The organism is Streptomyces sp. NPDC101181 (assembly GCF_044767975.1).
Lineage (GTDB): Bacteria > Actinomycetota > Actinomycetes > Streptomycetales > Streptomycetaceae > Streptomyces.
In genome coordinates this window covers 180678-202199 of the sequence record NZ_JBIWOX010000012.1, presented here as the reverse complement: position 1 = coordinate 202199, position 21522 = coordinate 180678, and the positions used below count along the sequence as shown (strand labels likewise).

The 21522-nt window shown below is 72.4% G+C and carries 17 protein-coding genes and 1 pseudogene; 8 read left to right on the top strand and 10 right to left on the bottom strand.

Features of this window, described 5'->3' with window-relative positions:
- Positions 1 to 3: 3 nt before the first annotated feature.
- Complete coding sequence (locus ACIRRU_RS19650; RefSeq protein ID WP_403682132.1) at positions 4 to 912, bottom strand: LysR substrate-binding domain-containing protein; 909 nt, start codon at positions 910 to 912, stop codon at positions 4 to 6.
- 112 nt (positions 913 to 1024) lie between these two features.
- Here ACIRRU_RS19650 and ACIRRU_RS19645 point away from each other — a divergent pair, with 112 nt between their 5' ends.
- Complete coding sequence (locus tag ACIRRU_RS19645) at positions 1025 to 2356, top strand: aspartate aminotransferase family protein (protein WP_403682066.1); 1332 nt, start codon at positions 1025 to 1027, stop codon at positions 2354 to 2356.
- Positions 2357 to 2490: 134 nt separating this feature from the next.
- Here ACIRRU_RS19645 and ACIRRU_RS19640 read toward each other — a convergent pair whose 3' ends face one another.
- From ACIRRU_RS19640 to paaK, 4 genes are all read right to left on the bottom strand, one after another.
- Positions 2491 to 3255 (bottom strand): amino acid ABC transporter ATP-binding protein, encoded by a 765-nt coding sequence (locus tag ACIRRU_RS19640; protein WP_403682063.1) that lies wholly within the window; start codon positions 3253 to 3255, stop codon positions 2491 to 2493.
- Positions 3252 to 4130: an amino acid ABC transporter permease gene (locus ACIRRU_RS19635; RefSeq protein WP_403682060.1), complete on the bottom strand. Its 879-nt coding sequence runs from the start codon at positions 4128 to 4130 to the stop codon at positions 3252 to 3254. Before ACIRRU_RS19635 ends, ACIRRU_RS19640 begins: the two co-directional genes overlap by 4 nt.
- Positions 4127 to 5005 carry an ABC transporter substrate-binding protein gene (locus tag ACIRRU_RS19630; protein WP_403682057.1) on the bottom strand — a complete coding sequence of 293 codons (879 nt, stop codon included), beginning with the start codon at positions 5003 to 5005 and terminating at the stop codon, positions 4127 to 4129. Before ACIRRU_RS19630 ends, ACIRRU_RS19635 begins: the two co-directional genes overlap by 4 nt.
- A gap of 185 nt (positions 5006 to 5190) precedes the next feature.
- Positions 5191 to 6486 (bottom strand): phenylacetate--CoA ligase PaaK, encoded by a 1296-nt coding sequence (paaK, locus tag ACIRRU_RS19625; protein ID WP_403682054.1) that lies wholly within the window; start codon positions 6484 to 6486, stop codon positions 5191 to 5193.
- A gap of 221 nt (positions 6487 to 6707) precedes the next feature.
- On the opposite strand from paaK, the pseudogene ACIRRU_RS19620 reads away from it, so the two are divergent.
- Positions 6708 to 7541 (top strand): annotated as a pseudogene (locus ACIRRU_RS19620) (alpha/beta fold hydrolase); the annotation flags it as partial.
- 72 nt (positions 7542 to 7613) lie between these two features.
- Here ACIRRU_RS19620 and ACIRRU_RS19615 read toward each other — a convergent pair.
- Entirely contained in the window at positions 7614 to 9236 is a 1623-nt protein-coding gene (locus ACIRRU_RS19615) for an acyl-CoA synthetase (RefSeq protein WP_403682051.1), read from the bottom strand.
- Positions 9237 to 9403: 167 nt separating this feature from the next.
- Here ACIRRU_RS19615 and ACIRRU_RS19610 point away from each other — a divergent pair, with 167 nt between their 5' ends.
- From ACIRRU_RS19610 to ACIRRU_RS19595, 4 genes are all read left to right on the top strand, one after another.
- Complete coding sequence (locus ACIRRU_RS19610) at positions 9404 to 10204, top strand: crotonase/enoyl-CoA hydratase family protein (protein ID WP_403682048.1); 801 nt, start codon at positions 9404 to 9406, stop codon at positions 10202 to 10204.
- Between the two features lie 98 nt (positions 10205 to 10302).
- The gene (locus ACIRRU_RS19605; protein ID WP_403682045.1) at positions 10303 to 11268 is read left to right on the top strand and encodes a Zn-ribbon domain-containing OB-fold protein; all 966 of its coding nucleotides are present in this window, start codon (positions 10303 to 10305) and stop codon (positions 11266 to 11268) included.
- Entirely contained in the window at positions 11269 to 12321 is a 1053-nt protein-coding gene (locus ACIRRU_RS19600; RefSeq protein ID WP_403682044.1) for a thiolase domain-containing protein, read from the top strand.
- Positions 12314 to 13480: a thiolase domain-containing protein gene (locus tag ACIRRU_RS19595; protein ID WP_403682041.1), complete on the top strand. Its 1167-nt coding sequence runs from the start codon at positions 12314 to 12316 to the stop codon at positions 13478 to 13480. The genes ACIRRU_RS19600 and ACIRRU_RS19595 overlap by 8 nt, the downstream gene beginning before the upstream one ends.
- A gap of 31 nt (positions 13481 to 13511) precedes the next feature.
- Here ACIRRU_RS19595 and ACIRRU_RS19590 read toward each other — a convergent pair whose 3' ends face one another.
- Positions 13512 to 14165, bottom strand: a complete 654-nt coding sequence (locus ACIRRU_RS19590) for a pyridoxal 5'-phosphate synthase (protein ID WP_403682039.1) — start codon at positions 14163 to 14165, stop codon at positions 13512 to 13514.
- Positions 14166 to 14281: 116 nt separating this feature from the next.
- On the opposite strand from ACIRRU_RS19590, the gene ACIRRU_RS19585 reads away from it, so the two are divergent.
- Positions 14282 to 14782 carry a hypothetical protein gene (locus ACIRRU_RS19585; protein WP_363205292.1) on the top strand — a complete coding sequence of 167 codons (501 nt, stop codon included), beginning with the start codon at positions 14282 to 14284 and terminating at the stop codon, positions 14780 to 14782.
- 170 nt (positions 14783 to 14952) lie between these two features.
- On the opposite strand, the gene ACIRRU_RS19580 is transcribed toward ACIRRU_RS19585, so the two are convergent.
- From ACIRRU_RS19580 to ACIRRU_RS19570, 3 genes are all read right to left on the bottom strand, one after another.
- Positions 14953 to 17166, bottom strand: coding sequence for a germacradienol/geosmin synthase (locus ACIRRU_RS19580; RefSeq protein ID WP_403682036.1), 2214 nt, complete (start codon positions 17164 to 17166; stop codon positions 14953 to 14955).
- A 136-nt stretch (positions 17167 to 17302) separates the two neighbouring features.
- Entirely contained in the window at positions 17303 to 17992 is a 690-nt protein-coding gene (locus ACIRRU_RS19575; RefSeq protein ID WP_403682034.1) for a transglycosylase SLT domain-containing protein, read from the bottom strand.
- A 581-nt stretch (positions 17993 to 18573) separates the two neighbouring features.
- On the bottom strand, positions 18574 to 19716 hold the full coding sequence (locus ACIRRU_RS19570; protein WP_403682032.1) for an aminoglycoside phosphotransferase family protein: 1143 nt from the start codon (positions 19714 to 19716) through the stop codon (positions 18574 to 18576).
- Between the two features lie 231 nt (positions 19717 to 19947).
- Between ACIRRU_RS19570 and ACIRRU_RS19565 the strand changes: the two genes are divergently transcribed.
- Positions 19948 to 21441, top strand: coding sequence for a hypothetical protein (locus tag ACIRRU_RS19565; protein ID WP_403682029.1), 1494 nt, complete (start codon positions 19948 to 19950; stop codon positions 21439 to 21441).
- Positions 21442 to 21522 lie beyond the last annotated feature (81 nt).

Genomic DNA, 21522 nt, shown 5'->3' with positions numbered 1-21522 from the left:
AGTTCACTCCACCGGGGCCGACGCCGTCCGGAGCGCGGGACGCAGTTCGTCCAGGACCGCCCGCACCGCCGCCCGTGGCGGCGTGCCGCGCCGGAGCGCCGCGGTGATGGTGCGGGAGACGGGGGTCGCGAGCTCTCTGGTGGCCACCTGATAGCGGGTCGTGTGCGCGGCCAGCGCGGGCAGCAGTGCGACCGCGAGACCGGCCTCGACATGTTGCAGGGTCAGGGTGTAGTTGCTGAACCGGCCCACGATCCGGGGCTCGAAGCGCGCCTGGCGGCACAGTCGCAGCGCCAGGTTGGCCATGTAGGACTGCGGGATGTCGAAGGCCCACGGTTCGTCGGCGAACGCCGCGAGATCCACCGGCCCGCGTCCGGCGGCCGGATGCCTGGGCGGCAGCACCAGCAGGACCGGGTCGGAGTCCAGGGGGACGAGGTCCAGGTCGGGGCCGAGGGGCAGTTCGCCGAAGTCCGTGGTGGTGATGACGAGGTCGGCGTCACCGACGCGCAGGGCCGGGACGCTCTGGTGCGGTTCCAGTTCCATGAGCTGGACCTGAAGATGGGGATGGCGGGACGCGAGCCGCTGCGCGGCGGGCAGGGCCATGGTGTGTACGGCGCTCTGGAAGGCGCCCAGCCGTACGAGGCCGGAGGGCTCCTCGCCGAAGCCGCGAAGCTCCGCCTCCACACTGTCCATGTGGTCCAGGAGCGCCCGCGCCCGCTGCGCGAGGATCACTCCGGCCGAGGTCAGCCGGACCCGGCGCCCGGTGCGCTCGATCAGCTGGGTCCGGGTCTCGCTCTCCAGTACGGAGAGCTGCTGGGACACGCTGGACGGGCTCAGGCTGGCTGCCTGGGCCACCGCCCTCACGGTGCCGAGGGTGTCCAGCTGCGTGAGCAGCCGCAGCCTCCAGGGATTCATCACCTCGCCAGCCTAGGCCGCGATCCCTATGTGCCCTGTGCGGCTCCGCCGAACAGGAGAGCAGGAAATGTTTGATGGACGCGGCGCTCGCCGCCGCCCTACCGTCGCCGGCATGGCTATCCCGACATCCGCCACAGAGTCCGACGCCCGCACCTTCTGGGCGCACGCCGACCAGCATCTGGTCCGTTACGGAGGAAGCTTCACCCGCGAGATCATCGAGCGCGCCTCGGGGAGCTTCGTGTACAGCGCGGAGGGCAGGAAGATCCTCGACTTCACCTCGGGGCAGATGAGCGCGATCCTCGGGCACTCCCACCCGGCCATCGTGGAGACGGTGCACCAGCAGGTGGCCACCCTCGACCACCTGTACAGCGGGATGCTCAGCCGTCCGGTCGTGGACCTGGCGCGGCGGCTGGCCGAGTCCCTGCCCGCGCCGCTGGAGAAGGCGCTGCTGCTGACCACGGGCGCGGAGTCGAACGAGGCCGCGATCCGGATGGCCAAGCTGGTCACCGGCGGACACGAGATCGTTTCCTTCGCCCGGTCCTGGCACGGCATGACCCAGGCCGCCGCGTCCGCCACCTACAGCGCGGGCCGCAGGGGCTACGGGCCGTCGGCTCCCGGCAACTTCGCCATCCCGGTGCCCAACGCCTACCGCCCCGACTTCACCACGCCCGAAGGCGTCCTCGACTGGCGCCGCCAGCTCGACCTCGCCTTCGACCTCATCGACGCCCAGTCCACCGGCAGCCTGGCCGCCTGTCTCGTGGAGCCCGTGCTCAGCTCCGGCGGCGTGATCGACCTTCCGCCCGGCTATCTCGCGGCGCTGAAGGAGAAGTGCCGGGAGCGCGGGATGCTGCTGATCCTCGACGAGGCCCAGACCGGCCTGTGCCGTACCGGGACCTGGTACGCCTTCGAGCGGGACGGGGTCGTCCCCGACATCCTGACGGTCTCCAAGACCCTGGGCGCGGGGCTGCCTCTCGCCGCGGTGATCACCAGCGCCGAGATCGAACAGGAGGCGTACGACCGCGGTTTCCTGTTCTTCACCACCCATGTGTCCGATCCGCTGGTGGCCGCCGTCGGGCTGACGGTGCTCGACGTCCTCGCGCGGGAGCGTCTCGACGAGCGGGCCCGGGACCTCGGGAGTCATCTGCGCGGGGGGCTCGAGGAGCTGATGACGCGCCATCAGGTCATCGGCGACATCCGCGGACGCGGTCTGCTCATGGGCCTGGAACTGGTCACCGACCGGGGGACGAAGCAGAGCCCGGACGAGCTGGGAGCCCGTGTGACCCGTCGCTGTCTCGAACTGGGTCTCCACATGAACATCGTGCAACTGCCCGGCATGGGCGGTGTGTTCCGCATCGCGCCACCGCTGACCGCGACCGAGGAGGAACTGTCCCTCGGCCTGTCCATCCTGGACACCGCCATCGGTGAGGTGAGCCCGGCCGGCTGACCCGGGTTCCACGGGTCCTCACGAGCGCGACGCCCCGGCCCCGGCCGCCCGCCCCGACGGGCCACCCGGCGGCCGGGACTCGGCGGCCGGCGACTTAGGGGACCGACGCCCACAGCGGCCCAGGAGGCGGCTGCTCAGAGCCGCCCCGCCGCCACGATCCGCCGCAGGAACCGGCGGGTCCGCTCCTCGCGGGGCGCGCCGAACACCTCCTCGGGAGTGCCGCGCTCCAGCACCACCCCCGCGTCCAGGAAGCACACCTGGTCGGCGACCTCCCGGGCGAAGGCCATCTCGTGCGTGGCGATGACCATCGTCATGCCCTCGTCCTTCACCTCCCGCACCAGGCCCAGCACCTCGCCCACCAGCTCCGGGTCCAGGGCCGCCGTGATCTCGTCCAGGAGCAGCAGCCGGGGCCGTACCGCCAGGGCCCGGACGATCGCCGCGCGCTGCTGCTGCCCGCCGCTGAGCCGGTCGGGGTACTCGTCCGACTTCGCCCCGAGCCCCAGCCGCTCCAGCAGCTCCCGGGCCTCCTCCTCGGCCCGGGACCGGGACAGGCCGTGGACACGGCGCGGGGCCAGCGTGATGTTCTCCAGGACCGTCAGATGCGGGAAGAGGTTGTACGCCTGAAACACCACCCCGATCCGGCGGCGCACCGCGTCCGCGTCGGCCCGGGGGTCCGTGATCTCCTCGCCGTCCAGCCAGATCGCCCCGTCGTCCACCTCCTCCAGCAGATTGGCGCACCGCAGCAGTGTCGACTTCCCCGACCCGGAGGCCCCGATCAGGGCGGTCACCGAGTGCGGGGCGACCTCCAGGTCCACGTCCCGCAGTACCAGTGACGTACCGAAGGACTTGCGGACCGCCTCCATCCGCAGCACCGCGGCCGCCTGCGCCGCCGTACTCATACCAGTCCTCCCTGCGCCCGCCGACGGTCCATCCGGGCCGTCACCCAGTCGGTCAGCCGGGTCATCGGGATGGTCAGCGCGACGAAGACCAGGCCCGCGACGACGTACGGCGTGTAGTTGAAGTCCTTGCTGGCGATGATCTGCGCCGCGTACACCGCGTCCACGGCCCCGGCGATGGAGACCAGACCGGTGTCCTTCTGGAGCGACACCAGGTCGTTGAGGAGCGGCGGCACGACCCGGCGCACCGCCTGCGGCAGAACGACGAAACGCAGCGCCTGCCCGCTGCTCAGCCCCAGCGAACGCGCCGCGGCCCGCTGCGAGGGGTGCACGGACTCGATGCCCGCCCGGAAGACCTCCGCGACGTACGCCGAGTAGGTCAGCACCAGCGCGGCGCCGCCCAGCAGTACCGGGTCGGTGGTGACCCCCTCCAGGCGCAGCGCCGGCACCCCGAACACCACCATGAGCAGGCAGATGATGAGCGGCAGCCCCCGGAAGAAGTCCGTGTAGGCGGTGGCCAGCGCGCGGACCGGGAAGAACACCGGGCCGCGCAGGGTGCGCGCCACCGCCAGCAGCAGACCGGACACCAGCACCGCCGCGCCGCACACCGCCAGCAGCCGCAGGTTCAGCCACAGCCCCTCCAGCACCTGCGGAAGGGCGACGCGCGCGTAGTGGGCGGAGAAGAACGTCTCCTTGGTACGCGGCCACCCCGGTGAGCCGGTGATGAGCGCGAACAGCACCACGCCCACGACCAGGGTGCTGGCCGCAGCGATCGCGGTGGCCCGCCGGGTACGGGCCCGGCGGTGGCGTTCGCGGGCGAGACGGCGCTCGGAAGGTCTGTAGCCGTCCTCGACGGCGGGGGTCTGGTCCGCCGTCACTTGAGGACCGGGGCGTCGACGGCGTCGGAGAGCCACTTCTTCTCCAGGGCGGCCAGCGTGCCGTCCTTCCGCAGCGCGTCCACCGCCCCGCTCACGCAGGAGACGAGCGTGCTCTGCTTGTCCAGGACCAGACCGAACTGCTCGGGCTTCGCGGCGGAGCCGGGGAACTGGCCCACCACCTCGGCCTCGGGCACCTCGGCTCCGGTGATGTAGAACGCGGTCGGCAGGTCCACCACGATGGCGTCCACCTGGCCGGTCTTCAGCGCCGTCTTCGCGAAGTCGTTGCGCTGGTAGACGGCGGGCCGCTCGGCCGGCTTCACCAGGTCCTCGATGAAGTCCAGGCTGGTGGTCCCGACCTGGGCGCCCAGCTTCACGTCCTTGAGGTCGGCCACGCTCCTCGCCCGCGCCGCCTTGGACGACGCGAGCGCGACGACGGCCTGGCGGACGTCGTAGTAACCGGACGAGAAGGCCACGGCCCTCTTCCGCTCCTCGCTGATGGAGACCTGGTTGATGTCGAAGTCGAACTTCTTCGCCCCGGGCGCGAACGCGCTGTTGAACGGCGTGTGCTGCCAGAGGACCGCGTCGCGGGCGTACCCGAGCTCCTCGGCCACCGCGTACGCCACCGCCGACTCGAAGCCCTTCCCGTTGGACGGCTCGTCGTCGGCGAACCAGGGCGCGTAGGCGGGCTTGTCGGTGCCGACGGTCAGCTTCCCGGGCACCTCGGTGGGGAGCGTGCCCGACGTGCAGGACCCGGACGCACCGGCCTCGCCGGACGCCCCCTTCTCCTCCGCTTGCGGGGCGCACCCCGTCAGGGCGGCGCAGAGGGCGAGAGCGGAGCAGGCGGCGGTGACCAGGGAACGGCTGACGAGAGGCATAGCGGGAGACTGGCAGCGCCCGGGGCGTTCTGTCGAGATTTTCCGGCGGCTGTCCGCATCGTGGGAACGGGTGTTGCGGCGGTGTGAACAGCGACGCCCCTCAGGGCCGGGGGACAGCGCGCTCACCGTGCTCCCGGTCCGGACCGGGATGGTGCGCTCACCGCGTTCCCGTCCGGACCGCGCGCTCACCGCGTCCCGGGCTCCCGCAGGTCCACGATGCGGCGGATCTTGCCCACCGAACGCTCCAGCGACTCCGGGTCCACGATCTCCACGCCGACCGACACCCCGATCCCGTCCTTGACCGCCGCCGCGATGTCCACAGCCGCCTTCTCCCGGTCGGCGGCCGTCGCGTCGCCCCGCGCCTCCGCCCGTACCGTCAGCGCGTCGAGCCGCCCCTGCCGGGTCAGCCGGAGCTGGAAGTGCGGGGCGAGACCGGGTGTCCGCAGCACGATCTCCTCGATCTGGGTGGGGAACAGGTTCACCCCGCGCAGGATGACCATGTCGTCGCTGCGGCCGGTCACCTTCGCCATCCGCCGGAAGGTCCGGGCCGTGCCCGGCAGCAGCCGGGTCAGGTCCCGGGTGCGGTAGCGGATCACCGGCATGGCCTCCTTGGTCAGCGAGGTGAAGACCAGCTCCCCCTCCTCGCCGTCCGGCAGCACCTCGCCCGTGAGGGGGTCCACGACCTCCGGGTAGAAGTGGTCCTCCCAGATGTGCGGCCCGTCCTTCGTCTCCACGCACTCCTGCGCGACGCCGGGGCCGATCACCTCGGAGAGCCCGTAGATGTCGACCGCGTCGATGGCGAACCGGTCCTCGATCTCGCGGCGCATGGCGTCCGTCCACGGCTCCGCACCGAAGATCCCCACCTGGAGGGAGGTGGACCGGGGGTCCACGCCCTGCCGCTCGAACTCGTCCAGCAGCGTCAGCATGTAGGACGGGGTGATCATGATGATCTCGGGCCGGAAGTCCTGGATCAGCCGCACCTGGCGCGCCGTCATCCCGCCGGAGGCCGGGATCACCGTGCACCCCAGCCGCTCCGCCCCGTAGTGCGCCCCGAGACCGCCGGTGAACAGCCCGTATCCGTAGGCCACATGGACCTTGTGGCCGGGGCGCCCGCCCGCCGCCCTGATCGACCGCGCGACCACGTCGGCCCAGGTGTCCAGATCCCGTTCGGTGTAGCCGACGACGGTCGGACGCCCCGTCGTCCCGCTGGACGCGTGGATGCGGCGGACGTCCCGCTCCGGCACGGCGAACATCCCGAAGGGGTAGTTGTCCCGCAGATCGGCCTTCGTGGTGAACGGGAAGCGCGCCAGGTCCCCCAGCGTGCGGCAGTCCTCGGCCCGCAGCCCCGCACGGTCGAACGCCGCACGGTAGAAGGGGACGTTGGTGTACGCGTGGTGGAGCGTCGTCCGCAGCCGCTCCAGCTGCAAGGCTTCCAGTCCGTCCCGGCCCAGCCGTTCCGCCGCGTCCAGCATGGCCGTCATCGGGGCCCCTTCCCTCCGCGTCGATGGGCGATCGGGCGACCACCGGACACCCGGGGCCGAACGATCATTCGGTGGATCTTCCTGGGAGCAGTAATTCAGCCGGCCGGGGCCGCTGGCAAGAGGCGCGCGCGGAGCGCGGACGGCCCGCTCCGAACCGCCCACGCGTCAGCCCGCCGCGAAGCCCGGTGCGGACGCAGCCGACTGCCTGTTTGGATGGCCCCATGCCGATCTTCTCCGCGTACGACACGACCCCGCTCGCCTGCCACCTGGTGGGGGAGGGCGAACCGCTGATCTGTCTGCCCGGCGGGCCGATGCGGGCGAGCGCGTACCTCGGTGACCTCGGGGGCCTCGCCGCCCGGCGGCAGCTCGTCCTGCTCGACCTGCGCGGCACCGGTGACTCCGGCGCACCCGACGACCCCGCCGCCTACCGCTGCGACCGGCTCGTCGACGACGTGGAGGCGCTGCGCGCCCACCTGGGACTCGACCGGATCGACGTGCTCGCCCACTCGGCGGGCGCCGACCTCGCCCTGCTGTACGCCGCCCGCCACCCGGACCGGCTGCGCACCCTGACCCTCGTCACCCCCAGCGCCCGGGCCGTGGGGGTCGAGGCCACCGACCAGGACCTGCGCGAGGCGGCCGAGCTGCGCCGGGACGAGCCCTGGTACCCGCAGGCGCGGTCCGCGCAGGAGGCGCTTCTGGCCGGAGGGCCGTTCGCCGAGCTGTGGCCCCGGGTCCGGCCGCTCATGTACGGCCGCTGGGACGAGACGGCCCAGGCGCACGCGGCGGCCTCCGCCGGACAGACCAACGCCGAGGCCCGGGGGCACTACGCGGCGGCGGGCGCCTTCGACCCCGCCGCCACGACCGCCGCCCTGCGCGAACTGGCCGTACCGGTGCTGGTGCTGGCCGGGGAGTACGACGGCCACCCGAGCCCGGACCGGGCGGCCGAGCTGGCCGCGCTCCTCCCGCTCGCCGAATTCACCGTCCAGCGCGGCGCGGGCCACTTCCCGTGGCTGGACGACCCCGGCGTCTTCGCCCGTACCGTCGAGGCGTTCCTGGCGGAGCTCCGCTCGTTCGGCCTCTCCTGAGGGGCCGGCGCGCGAGGTGAGCGGGCGGACCGCGCGCCGCCCTCAGCCGTCGGTGCCCGCCGCCACCGTCCTCGCCCACCGGTAGTCCGCCTTGCCGCTGGGCGAGCGCCGGATCTCCTCGGTGAGGACCAGGGCGCGCGGGACCTTGTACCCGGCGAGCCGGGTCCGGCAGTGCGACTGGAGGGCATCGAGGTCCAACGCGGGAGCGTCAGGCCGGAGTTGGACGACGGCGGCGACCCGGCTGCCCCACCGCTCGTCGGGAACGCCCGCGACCAGCACGTCATAGACGTCCGGATGGGACTTCACCGCCTGCTCGACCTCCTCCGGATACACCTTCTCGCCCCCGGTGTTGATGCACTGCGAGCCCCGGCCGAGCACGGTGACGACGCCGTCCGCGTCCACGGTCGCCATGTCACCCAGCAGCACCCACCGCTCCTCACCCTTGCGGAAGAAGGTCTCGGCGGTCCTGGCCGCGTCGTTGTAGTAGCCGAGAGGTACGTGGCCCCGCTGCGCGATGCGGCCCGGCCGGCCGGGGGAGACCGGCTCGTGGGTCACCGGATCGACCACGGCCGTACGGGCGTTGACCTGCACCCGGAAGCCCCTCTCGGGCCCCGCGTCGGCGGTCGCCGTGCCGTTGAAGCCGGACTCGGAGGAGCCGAAGTTGTTCAGCAGCGTCACCGTCGGTACGAGCGCCTGGAACTCCGCCCGCACCGAGTCCGACATGATCGCCCCGGAGCTGGAGACGGAGAAGAGCGACGAGCAGTCCGTCCCGGCGAGCGGCCCGTTGAGACAGTCGATCAGCGGACGCAGCATCGCGTCGCCCACCAGCGAGACGCTGGTGACCTTCTCCCGCTCGATGGTCCGCAGCACCTCCTCGGCCACGAACTTGCGGTGGATGACCACGCGCTGGCCGAAGTTGAAGCCGATGAAGGCGGTCAGGGTGGAGGTGCCGTGCATCAGCGGGGGGGTGGGGAAGAAGGTGATGCCGTCGCCGCCCGCGGCGACCCGCTCGGCCAGCTCCCGCGGACGTCCCACCGGGTCCCCGGTGGGCGCCCCGCCGCCGAGTCCCGAGAAGAACAGGTCCTCCTGACGCCACATCACGCCCTTGGGCATACCGGTCGTGCCTCCGGTGTAGATGATGAACTGGTCGTCCGCCGAGCGCGGCGCGAAGCCGCGGTGCGGGGAGCCGGACTCCTCGGCCTCGGCGAACGGCACGGCCCCGGGCCCGGGAGCGGGCCGCCGCGGTGCCGCCCCCACCCGGATCAGATGGCGCAGCCCCGGGGCCCGCGGGGCGGCCACCGCCACCCGCTCGTCGAACTCGCCGTCGAAGACCAGCGCCGCGAGGTCCGCGTCCCGGTAGAGATAGACCAGCTCATCGGCCACATAGCGGTAGTTGACGTTCACCGGGACGACCCGGGCCTTGAGCGCGCCCAGGACCGTCTGGAGGTACTCCACCCCGTTGTAGAGGTGCAGCCCCAGGTGCTCGCCCGGCCGCACGCCCGCGTCGATGAGGTGGTGGGCGATCCGGTTGGCCGCGCTGTCCAGCTCCGCGTAGGTCAGCCGTCGCTCCGCGCCCGTACCGGGGTGGTCGATGTACAGGAGTGCCTCGCGGTCGGGCACCACGTCCACGACCGACTCGAACAGGTCGGCAAGGTTGTACTCCACCGTTCCTCCTGACCCCGGACGACTGGTGACTCGGCCGTCATTAGAGCGCCGGAGGGCACAGGTGGGAAGAGGCGGCGCCCAAGGAATCTGACTGACTGTCAGAAAACTATTGAACTGCGTCCCGGGCTCCTGCAACCTGTTCCAGGTCTGGACGACAGGAGGCGGTCATGAGCGGTACGGAACACCTCACCGTGCGGCGCGAAGGCGCCACACTGGTGCTCACCCTCGACAGACCACGGGCCAGGAACGCTCTCTCGCTGCCGATGCTCGTCGGCCTCTACGACGGCTGGAGGGAGGCGGACGAGGACGACACGATCAGATCCGTCGTCCTGACCGGCGCGGGCGGCGCGTTCTGCGCGGGCATGGACCTCAAGGCGCTCGCGGGCGACGGGATGGAGGGCGAGGAGTACCGGGAGCGGATGACCGCCGACCCGGACCTGCACTGGAAGGCGATGCTGCGCCACCACCGCCCCCGCAAACCGGTGATCGCCGCCGTCGAGGGACCCTGCGTCGCGGGCGGCACGGAGATCCTCCAGGGCACCGACATCCGCATCGCCGGGGCCACCGCCACCTTCGGACTCTTCGAGGTCCGCCGCGGCCTCTTCCCCATCGGCGGTTCCACCGTCCGGCTGCCCCGCCAGATCCCCCGCACCCACGCCCTGGAAATGCTCCTCACCGGCCGCCCGTACACCGCCCAGGAAGCCGCGGCCGTCGGACTCGTCGGCCGGGTCGTCCCGGAAGGCACCGCGCTGGAGGAAGCCCTCACCGTCGCCGAGCGCGTCAACGCCTGCGGGCCGCTCGCCGTCGAGGCCGTCAAGGCCTCCGTCTACGAGGGCGCCGAACTCACCGAGAGCGAGGCCCTGGCCGCCGAACTGAAGCGCGGCCGACCCGTGTTCGCCACCGAGGACGCCAAGGAGGGCGCCCGCGCCTTCGCGGAGAAACGCCCGCCCGTCTACCGACGCGCATAGAAGTGCGGGCGCACAGCACCCCGACCCGACCCGGCAGTCCTTGCCCGCCTGCGGTGCCTGCCGGGCCGCGGCAGTCCCGAACCAAGGAGGCAGCAGCCATGCCCGACGTCCTCAGCGCCCCGCTGGTGGTCGAATTCCCCTTCACCCGCTCCCTCGGGCCCGTCCAGAGCGCCTTCCTCACGGGACTGCGCGAACGCACCGTCCTCGGCGTCCGCACCGACGACGGCACGGTCCTCGTCCCGCCCGTCGAATACGACCCCGTCACCGCGAACGAACTGCGGGAGCTGGTCGAGGTCGCCCCCACCGGGACCGTCACCACCTGGTCCTGGAACCCGTCGCCGCGCCCCTACCAGCCGCTGGACACCCCCTTCGCCTGGGTGCTCGTCCGCCTCGACGGTGCGGACACCGCGCTCCTGCACGCCCTGGACGCGCCCGGCCCGGACGCCGTGCGCACCGGGATGCGCGTCCGTGTCCGCTGGGCCGCGCGACGCACCGGCGCCATCACCGACATCGCCTGCTTCGAACCGTACGAGGGCGAGCCCGGCCCCGCCGAACCCGTCCCGCACACAGGGGAGTTCACCGAACCGGTCACCGGCGTCGTGGTCCCCGCCCGGCTCGACTACGTCCACACCCCAGGCCGCGCCCAGAGCGCCTACCTCAAGACCCTGGAGGAGCGCCGCACCGTCGGCGAGCGCTGCCCGTCCTGCCGCAAGGTCTACGTGCCCCCGCGCGGGGCCTGCCCCACCTGCGGGGTCGCCACCGCCGAACAGGTCGAGGTCGGCCCGCGCGGCACCGTCACCACGTTCTGCATCGTCAACATCAAGGCCTCCCACACGGCGAACCTGGACATCGAAGTCCCCTACGTCTACGCCCACATCGCCCTCGACGGCGCGGACCTCGCCCTGCACGGCCGCATCGCCGGGATCCCCTACGACCAGGTGCGCATGGGCCTGCGCGTCGAGCCCGTCTGGGCCGCTCCCGGTGAGGGAGCCCGCCACGTGGACCACTACCGGCCCACCGGGGAGTCCGACGCCGACTACGACACGTACAAGGAGCTGGTGTAGATGCGGGACGTGGCGATCGTCGCCTTCGCCCAGAGCGCGCACCGGCGGCGCACCGACGAACTCTCCGAGGTCGACCTGCTGATGCCGGTCCTCCACGAGGTGCTGGGCGCGACCGGCCTGAAGGCCAACCAGATCGGATTCACCTGCTCCGGCTCCGCCGACTACCTCGCCGGGCGGGCCTTCTCCTTCACCATGGCGCTCGACGGGGTCGGCGCCCACCCGCCGATCTCCGAGTCCCACGTCGAGATGGACGGGGCCTGGGCGCTGTACGAGGCGTGGGTGAAGATCCTCACCGGCGAGGCGGACACCGCCCTCGTCTACTCCTACGGCAAGTCCTCGCCCGGCCAGGTCCGCGACGTCCTCACCCGGCAGCTCGACCCCTACTACCTCGCCCCGCTCTGGCCGGACTCCGTCTCCCTCGCCGCGCTCCAGGCCCAGGCCCTCATCGACGCGGGGGCCACCGACGAAGGAGCCCTCGCCGAGGTCGCCGCCCGCAACCGTGAGGCCGCCGCCGGCAACCCCCGCGCCCAGCTCACCGGCGACGTGCCCGCGGGCGACTACCTCGTGCATCCGCTGCGTACCGGCGACTGCCCGCCCATCGGGGACGGCGCCGCCGCCGTGATCCTCGCCGCCGGGGACACCGCCCGCGCCCTGTGCGCGCGGCCCGCCTGGATCCGGGGCATCGACCACCGCATCGAGGCCCACAGCCTCGGCGTCCGCGACCTCACCGACAGCCCCTCTGCCCGGCTCGCCGCCGAGCGCGCCGGAGCCTTCGAGGGGCCCGTCGACACCGCGGAGCTGCACGCCCCGTTCACCTCGCAGGAGGTCGTCCTGCGCAGGGCCCTGCGGCTCGGGGACGACGTCGTCGTCAATCCCTCCGGCGGGGCGCTCGCCGCCAACCCGATCATGGCCGCCGGACTCATCCGGCTCGGTGAGGCCGCCGCCCGCATCCACCGCGGCGCGTCCGACCGGGCGCTGGCCCACGCCACCTCCGGCCCCTGCCTGCAACAGAACCTGGTCGCCGTCCTGGAAGGGGAGAGCGCTCATGCCTAAGGAGCCCGTCGCCGTCGTCGGCATCGGCCAGACCAAGCACGTCGCAGCCCGGCGCGACGTCTCCATCGCCGGACTCGTCCGCGAGGCCGCCGTCCGTGCCCTGGCGGACGCCGCGCTGACCTGGAGCGACGTCGACGCCGTCGTCATCGGCAAGGCCCCCGACTTCTTCGAGGGCGTCATGATGCCGGAGCTCTACCTCGCCGACGCCCTCGGCGCCGTCGGAAAGCCGATGCTCCGCGTCCACACCGCCGGCTCGGTCGGCGGCTCCACCGCGCTCGTCGCGGCGGGCCTGGTCGCGGCGCGCGTCCACCGCACCGTCCTCACCCTCGCCTTCGAGAAGCAGTCCGAGTCCAACGCCATGTGGGGCCTTTCCCTGCCCGTCCCCTTCCAGCAGCCGCTGCTGGCCGGCGCGGGCGGCTTCTTCGCCCCGCACGTGCGCGCCTACATCCGCCGCACCGGCGCCCCCGGCACGGTCGGCTCCCTCGTCGCCTACAAGGACCGCCGCAACGCGCTGAAGAACCCCTACGCGCACCTCCACGACCACGACATCACGCTGGAGAAGGTCCAGTCCTCGCCCATGCTCTGGGACCCGGTCCGCTACTCCGAGACCTGCCCCTCGTCCGACGGGGCCTGCGCGATGGTCCTCACCGACCGGGCCGGGGCGGCCCGCGCCCCGCACCGGCCCGCCTGGGTGCTCGGCGGAGCGATGCGCAGCGAGCCGACGCTGTTCGCGGGCAAGGACTTCGTCTCCCCGCGCGCCGGCCAGGACTGCGCCGCCGACGTCTACCGCCAGGCCGGGATCACCGACCCGCGCCGGGAGATCGACGCCGCCGAGATCTACGTACCGTTCTCCTGGTACGAGCCGATGTGGCTGGAGAACCTCGGCTTCGCCGACGAGGGCGAGGGGTGGAAGCTCACCGAGGCGGGCGTCACCGAACTCGACGGCGACCTGCCGGTCAACCCCTCCGGCGGGGTGCTCTCCACCAACCCCATCGGCGCGTCCGGCATGATCCGCTTCGCGGAGGCCGCCCTCCAGGTGCGGGGCACGGCCGGGGAGCACCAGGTCGAGGGGGCCGCCCGCGCGCTTGGGCACGCCTACGGGGGAGGGGCGCAGTTCTTCGCCATGTGGGTGGTGGGCGCCGAGCCGCCGGCCGGCTGAGTCCGGTGCCCCGGCCCCCGGGATGCGCTTCTCAGGGCCACAGCAGTCGGCGTTCCCAGCCGTCCCGCGTCGCGTGGTAGCTCAGCCGGGTGTGGTCGCGGTTCCGGTCGCCCTGCCAGAACTCCACGCTGGTGGGCCGCACCCGCTGGAGCCTCCAGCCCGGCGGTACGAGACCGGGGTCCCGCTGGACGCGCCCGGCCGCCTCCCGGACGGCCCTCTCCCGCTCGACGGGGTCCTCCAGCGGGGTGCTCTGCCGCCCGAGCAGCGACTCGGCCCTGGCCCGTGGGCCCCGGGCCAGGAAGTCGGCCGCGCTCTCCTCGGGGCTCGCGGCCGTCACCGGGCCGCGCACCCGGACCTGCCGGGCGAGCGGGGACCAGTAGAAGGTCAGCGCGGCGAACGGCCGCTGCGCCAGATCACGGCCCTTGACGCCGCCCGCGTCCGAGGCGAACGCCCAGCCCTCGGCGGAGACGTCCTTGAGGATCAGGGTGCGGGCTGTCGGATCGCCGTCCGCGCCCGCCGTCGACAGCGTCATCGCATGTGGTTCGCGGACCCCCGACCGCAGGGCGTGCAGGAGCCACTGGGTGAAGAGATCCACGGGGGAGTCCGGTGCGTCCTTCGGGTCGAAGGAGGGCAGCTCCCCGTCGAACACCTCGATGCCGCGCAGGAGTTGCCGCAGGCCGTCCATGGGATCCCCCTACCTCGTTCTAATGTTTATGGCCGAGATGAACATTAGTCCATCGCTGTGCGCCGCCGACCCGGGCCCGGCTCGGCGGCGTGAGCCCGGACACGTACCATGGCTGCATGTCCTTCCTCCGCCGCCGTAGCGCCGCCACACCCGCGGGCCCGGACTTCGACGTCCTGGCCATGGACCCGGGGGACTGGCCCGGCAACCTCGGCGCCGGTCTGCTCCCCGCCCCCGACGGCAGCTGCCAGGGCGTCTTCCTCCGCTACGACCTGTACGGCGGCCGCGGCCCCGCCATGATCATCGGCAACCTCCCGGCCGGATCGCCCGCCAGGGAGACCGAGGAGGGGCAGGTCCCCTTCGAGGTGGCCCAGCTGCTGCTCGCCCTGGAGAACGACGAGCCGGTCGAGGTCGTCAGCTCCGAGGACGTCCCCGTGATGCAGGGCGACAACCTGCTCATCGTCCACCGCGTCAAGCTCTCCGAGAGCCGGATCGCCTGTGTGCAGTTCGACCGCAGCGACGGCGTCCTGGTGACCATCGCCAGCTGGGACCGGCCGATCACCGACGACCTGTACACCCTCCTCAAGCCCCTGCCCGCGGAGCTGTTCCAGCAAGGCTGAAACGTATCTGCATAGGCCTGCCGCATATGCCGCCCGGCCCCGTCGTGGACGTACCACGACAGGGCCACGCTCCCCGGGTCGACCGCCCGCCCGGCTGGCGCGGCCCCTCCCCGGGGTGCGGCCGCGGCCCTACGGCGTGGCCCCGGCCACCCGGACTACCCCCGGCCGCACTACCCCTGGCCGCTCGCCGCCCCGGCCAGCAGCCGGGTCACGCGCGCCGCGGAGGTGCCGGGGCCGGTGGGCCCGCTCAGTCGCGGGGGAGCGCCGTGGCCGCGCCGCAGATCCTCCTCGCGGTAGCGGCGGCAGCCCCGGTGCCAGACCAGGATCCCCGCCAGCCAGTGCTTCAGCTCCAGCACATAGCCCGCCAGGATCTCCCGCGCCTGGGCGTCCAGGCCGAAGTCGTCGTACAGCACGGGCAGTTCCACCTCGGCGACGTGCAGGAACTGCCGCAGCCGCGACGTCATCAGGTCGTGCACGATCGCCACGCCCGTCGGATAGTCCACCCCGAAGAAGTTCTGCACCACCAGGACCCCGTTGTGCACCTCGCCCTCGTACTCGATCTCCTTCTGGTACGAGAACAGGTCGTTCAGCAGACACGCGTAGTCGGCCGCCGCGTTCTCCAGGGAGCGCATCGGACCGCTGCGGTAGACCTCCTGGGGGACCTTCCGGCCGTGCCCGAGCCGGCACAGGCTCATCGTCAGGTCCGAGCCGAACGTCGCCCGGCGCATCTCCACGTAGTCCACCGGGTCGGGCACGCGGTTCTGCGCCTGGTTCGCCAGCTCCCACAGCCAGCTCTCGGTCATCGACTCGACCGCGGTCCGGAAGGTCCGCCGTCCCGCCTCGTCCATGGGGGCGGCCGTCCGGTGCCACAGGTCCCCCAGACTCCGCTCCAGGGCGTTCACCGGCTCCGGCGTGCCGCCGTTGTCCAGCGGCATGAACAGCGACAGCCGCTCGTTGGCGAGCCGCGCCCCCGCCAGGTCCCGGGTGCGCCCGTGCACCACCGGGAACCAGTCGTCCCCGTACGTCCCCCAGGCCAGCCACCCCGAGGACAGGTCGAGTCCGTCCGGGGTGGCGTCCGGGTGGATGCCCGCCGCGCACAGCGGCAGGTCGATCGCCACGATCCGGTCCTCGTCCCAGATGTGCGAACCCGGAACACCGGGCTGTGCCTCCAGGATGCCCATCCGCCGCGCCCACTCCACCAGCCGCACCCGGGCCCCCTCCAGATGCGGGCTGAGCGTCGTGCCGAACGGGAGGTCGAAGGCGGGCAGCAGCGAGGGGCCCACGTGCTGGTAGGGCACATGGCTCTGTCGGCGGGCCCGCGCGGTCTCCGAACGGAGGGTGAACCTGACCGAGGCGGCGGACCCGGCGGCACCGGGCACGGCCTCGCCTTCGCCGCCGCCGTTCATGTAGCGGCTGGAGCGCAGGTGCCATGCGTGGCCGCCGGACTGCCAGTCCTGGAGCCCCTTCACATACGCGAGGACGGCGGCGCTCTCCGCGGGGTCGAGGCCCTTCTCGGCGCAGAGCGGCCCGAGTTCGGTCAGGGCGGTGTTCTCGAACTGCTGGAGCCGTGAGGTCAGCAGGTCGTTCACGGCCTCGGCGGCCTCCTGCGTGGAGCAGCCGAGGAACTTCTCCAGCACCAGCACACCGTTGCTGTTCTCGCCCTCCTCCTCCACCTCGCGCTGGTAGGAGAAGAGGTCGTTGCGCAGGTGCACCGCGTCGGAGAAGGCGTCCCGCAGGACGCGCAGCGGCCGGGCCCCGGCGACCACCGCGGGCACCTCGGCGTCGGCCGCGTACTCCACCAGACCCGCCGACCAGGGCGCGCCACCCACCTTCCGGCGCATCTCGATGTACTCGACGGGGTTCGCCACGCGGCCCTCGTGGATGTTGGAGAGCTCCCACATCGACTCGTTCAGCAGGTTCTCGGTCGACTCGGCGAACCTGGCCCGCCAGGCGTCCGACATCGAAGGGACCGTGCGGGCCCACAGATCCGCCAGCCCCGCCTCGACCGGGTTCTCCGGCTGCGGGACCGGAGCGTCACGGGCCATCGGCATGAAGGCCGGAAGCCGGTCCAGATAGCGCTTGGCCCCCTCGCGGTCGGGGGTGCGCTTGAACAGTTCCAGGAAGTGGTCGTCGAAGAAGAAGACCCACACGTACCAGTCGGTGACGAGTGAGAGCGCCTGCGCCGAGCAGTCGGGGTGGGTGTGGGCGCACAGCAGGGCGTAGTCGTGCGCCTCCAGGTCCTTCTCCTCCCAGACGCCGGACCCCTCCAGCATCCCCATGGAGCGGGCCCACTCCCGGGTGTGCGTGCGTGCCGCCTCCACGTGAGGGTTGAGCCGGGCCGGATACGGAACGTAGAAGTCCGGCAGTGAGAAGGGCTGTGCCATGTGCGTCAGGCCTTTCCAGAAGCCTCCGCGCGGTGGCCGCGCGGACCGGTGGTGTCCGCGCCAGCACTACCCTGCGGCCATCCGGGGCACGCACGATGACCACTAGTCACATGATCGGCACGCTAGTGATATCGGCTCAGTAGGCGGAGTCGACGTTGTCGATCGAGCCGTAGCGGTCGGCGGCGTAGTTGGCGGCGGCGGTGATGTTGGCGACCGGGTCGGTGAGCTTCTTCGGGGTGCCCTTGACGTGGTAGGCGTCGAAGGTGGGCTGGATCACCTGGAGCAGACCCTTGGAGGGGATGCCGTTGCGCGCGTTGATGTCCCAGTCGTTGACGGCGTTCGGGTTGCCGCTGGACTCGCGCATGATGTTGCGGTGCAGGCCCTCGTAGGAACCGGGGATGTCCTTCTTCTCCATGATGTCGAGCGACTCGCGGATCCAGCCGTCGAGGTTGTTCGCGTACTGCTTCGGCGAGACGGCCTTGCGCTCGGCGGAGCGGCCCGCTGCCTGCTTCTCGGAGCGCTCCTTCGCGGCGGCCCGCTCGGCGGTGGCCTTGCGGTCGGCCACGGCCTTCTTCGCGGCGGCCTCCTTCGCAGCGGTCTTCTTCGCGGCGGTCTGCGCGGCCGCCTTCTTCTCCGCTGCGTCCTTCGCGGTGGGGATGCCCGCGGCGGCGACCGGCTCGACGGCCACGGAGGAGTGCGCGGCGGCGGGCGGCGTGTCGCCCTGCGCGCTGGTGGCGGCTATGGCGGAGACGGAGCCTGCCGCGACGAGTGCGGCGGTGGCGAGCTTGTGCGTACGGGTGATGCGCAGGGTGGAGATGCGGGGCATGCGTGAGCTCTTCCTGATGGGGGACGGGCTGCGCGGCCTTCGCGCCGCGTCGGCTGAGCCCGAGGTGTCGGCCGCGGCCGCCGGTGGGCGTTCGTCGCTGGCTCGTGCTCGGTGCTTGCCGGAATCCATGGTTAGCGGCGTCCGGTACAGGAAGCAATGACCGTCATTACTACGCTTCGTCGTGGAATGCTCGATTATGGGCCACTTGAGCGTCCGGTTACGCCGAACGGGCCGGGCGGCATCCACTAACGGAGGTCGTACGTGACGTGGGTCTCGTGGCGGGCCTCACCCGCCAGGGCCGTGGAAGCGACGCCGTGTCATCGCGCGGACACGCTGATATGCGCGTGCGCGGAAGCGTGGACGCGCGGGCATACGGTCACGCGGCACGGGCGGATAGGGGGAACAGCGCGCTGCGGGAGCCGGTGCTTCGGCACCGGCTCCCGCAGCGCGCTGTTCCCCGGCACGGTGGCCCATCCCGGCGGCACCGTGATCCCCCGGCAGGCGATCGGCCGGAGGGCTCGCGGCGCATGCGGCCGCCCCGCACCGAAGGCGGTGCGGGGCGGCGGCTGTCACGCCCGGGGTCAGCGCGTGCCGACCGCCGCCCGCACGGCCCGTCGCGCCATCGCGCAGTCGTCGTGCAGCCTGCGCAGCAGCAGCCGCTGCTCCTCGCCAGAGGAGAGGCCGCCGGGACGTTCCTGCGCGGAGCCCACCGGGGGCGCCTCGCGCATGGTGCGCTGCACCGCGGTCTCGTAGTTACGGATCTCCCGGGTCAGCACCAGCATCAGATTCACCAGGAACGCGTCCCGCGCGGCCGGGCCCCTGGCCTGCGCCAGCTGGCTGATCTGGCGCCGCGCCACCGGGGCGTCCCCGAGCACCGTCCACAGCGTCGCCAGGTCGTACCCCGGGAGATACCAGCCGGCGTGCTCCCAGTCGACCAGCACCGGCCCGGTCGGCGACAGCAGGATGTTGGAGAGCAGCGCGTCACCGTGGCAGAACTGCCCCATGATGGCCTGTTTGCCGCCCGCGTGCGCCAGACCGTGCAGCAGCTTCTGGAGGTCGCCGAGATCGCGGTCGGTGAACAGCCCCAGTTCGTGGTAGCGCGCGATCCGGGAGGCGTAGTCGAGCGGCGCCTCGAACAGTCCGGGCGGCGGCCGCCAGGTGTTCACCCGGCTGATGGCGCCCAGCACGGCGCGGATGTCGGCCCGCGGCGGCGCCTCGGTGGGGTGCCGGGTAAGGGCCGCGACCCGGCCGGGCATTCGCTCGATGACCAGCGTGCAGTTCTCCGGGTCCGCCGCGATCAGCCGGGGCGCCCGTACCGGAGGACGGTGCCGGACGAACGCGCGGTACGCCGCTATCTCGTGCCGGAACCGCTCCGTCCACGCGGGGGAGTGGTCCAGTAAACACTTCGCCACGGCGGTGGTCCGCCCGGTCATTCCGACGATCAGGACCGAGCGGCCGCTGCGCCGCAGCACCTGCACCGGGTTGAATTCGGGGCAGATGCGCTGCACGGAGGCGATGGCCATCCGCACCTGCGCGCCCTGCGGGCCGGACAGGTCGATCCTTCCGCTGAGCGGTCCGGTCCCCGCTCCCGGGGCCCGTCGGGCCCGGCCGCCCGGACCCGGCGCCGCGGCGCCGGGGTGGGGGGCGAGATAGGGCCCGCCGCCCGCGCCCATCGGGCGCAGCGGACGGGGCGGGGCGGACACGGAGGACGATGCTGTGTACATGGGCGAGACAGATCCCTTCGTGCGCCGACAAGGTACGTGCGCCAACCCGGCCGACGGCCGTTCGGCACCCTGGGGAGTACCGAGGGCTGCCGGGCGGGGTGGCGCTTTCCTACCTGACAACGGGTCACGGGTGGCAGACCATCTGGCGGACCCTGGCGAACCCTGGCGAATAGTCCCGGCGCACCTGACAGGGGGTTAGTGTCAAGTCAGCCGAGAACCTGGGGGCTTGACGTGACCGGAGAACCCAACACCCGTCTTTCCGACCTGTTCGGCCTGGCCGGCTGGTCCAAGGGCGAACTCGCGAGAATGGTGAACCGGCAGGCGGCGGCCATGGGCCACCCGCAGCTGGCCACCGACACCTCACGGGTCAGGCGCTGGATCGACATGGGGGAGTCCCCCCGTGACCCCGTGCCGAAGGTGCTGGCAGCTCTGTTCACCGAGCGGCTCGGCCGTGTCGTGACCATCGAGGACCTCGGGTTCGGCCGACGCGGGCGTGTGGGGAAACGGCGTGACTCCGGGACGGAACACAATCCCGATCAACTGCCGTGGGCGCCCGAACGGACGGCAGCGGTCCTCACCGAATTCACGGGAATGGACCTCATGCTCAACCGTCGCGGCCTGGTGGGTGCGGGCGCCGCACTCGCCACCGGCTCAACCATCGCAAGGCCCATGTACGACTGGCTGCACAGCGCTCCCGCTCCGGCGGCCGACGCGCCATGCACCCACGGCCCCCTGCACGCGGACACCGCCGGTTTCGACCGGTACGAGGCCGCGCCCGTCGGCTCGGACGAGATCGAGGCCCTGGAGCACTCGGTCGAGGTGTTCCGCGCCTGGGACGCCTCCCGCGGCGGCGGGCTCCAGCGCAAGGCTGTCGTGGGGCAGCTCAACGAGGTGGGCGGGATGCTCGCCTACCGCCACCCCGAGCACCTGCAACGGCGGTTGTGGGGCGTCGCCGCCAACCTGGCCGTACTGGCCGGGTGGATGTCGCACGACGTCGGCCTGGAACCCACCGCCCAGAAGTACTTCGTCATCGCCGCCCACGCGGCCCGGGAGGGCGGCGACCGGCCGCGCGCCGGTGAGGCGCTGTCCCGGGCGGCCCGCCAGATGGTGCACCTGGGCCGCCCCGGCGACGCCCTGGACCTGATGAAGCTCGCCACGTCCGGCTCCGGCGACGAAGCTCTGCCGCGCACCCGGGCCATGCTGCACACCATCGAGGCCTGGGCACAGGCCGCGATGGGCCGCGGCCAGGCGATGCGGCGCACGCTCGGCGAGGCCGAGGAGCTGTTCGTCTCGGACAAGGGCGACGTGCCGCCGCCCAGTTGGATGCAGATGTTCGACGAGGCCGACCTGTACGGCATGCAGGCGCTGGCCTTCCGCACCCTGGCCGACCACGACCCGGGCGCCGCGGTCATCGCTCAGCGCCACGCCAAGCGGGCCCTGGAGCTGCGGGTCAGCGAACGCCAGCGCTCCAGGCTCTTCGACCACATCTCCCTCGCCTCGGCCTGCTTCATCGCCAACGACCCCGAGCAGGGCGGCCGTTACGCCAGGCTCGCCCTGGTGTCGATGGGGGAGACCTCCTCGCACCGCACCTGGGACCGGCTCCGCGAGATGTACCGGCTCACCGGGCAGTTCGCGGGGCACGCCAAAATCCAGGAGCTGCGCGAGGAGATCGAGCAGGCGATGCCGCCGAGCCAGAAGCAGACCGGCAAGGGGACCCGGATCTGACCCGGGCGAGGCCGCGGGGGTCCCGCACGGGACGGACCGGTCAGGGGGCCCGGAGCATCCGGAGCGGATGAACCGGGAGGA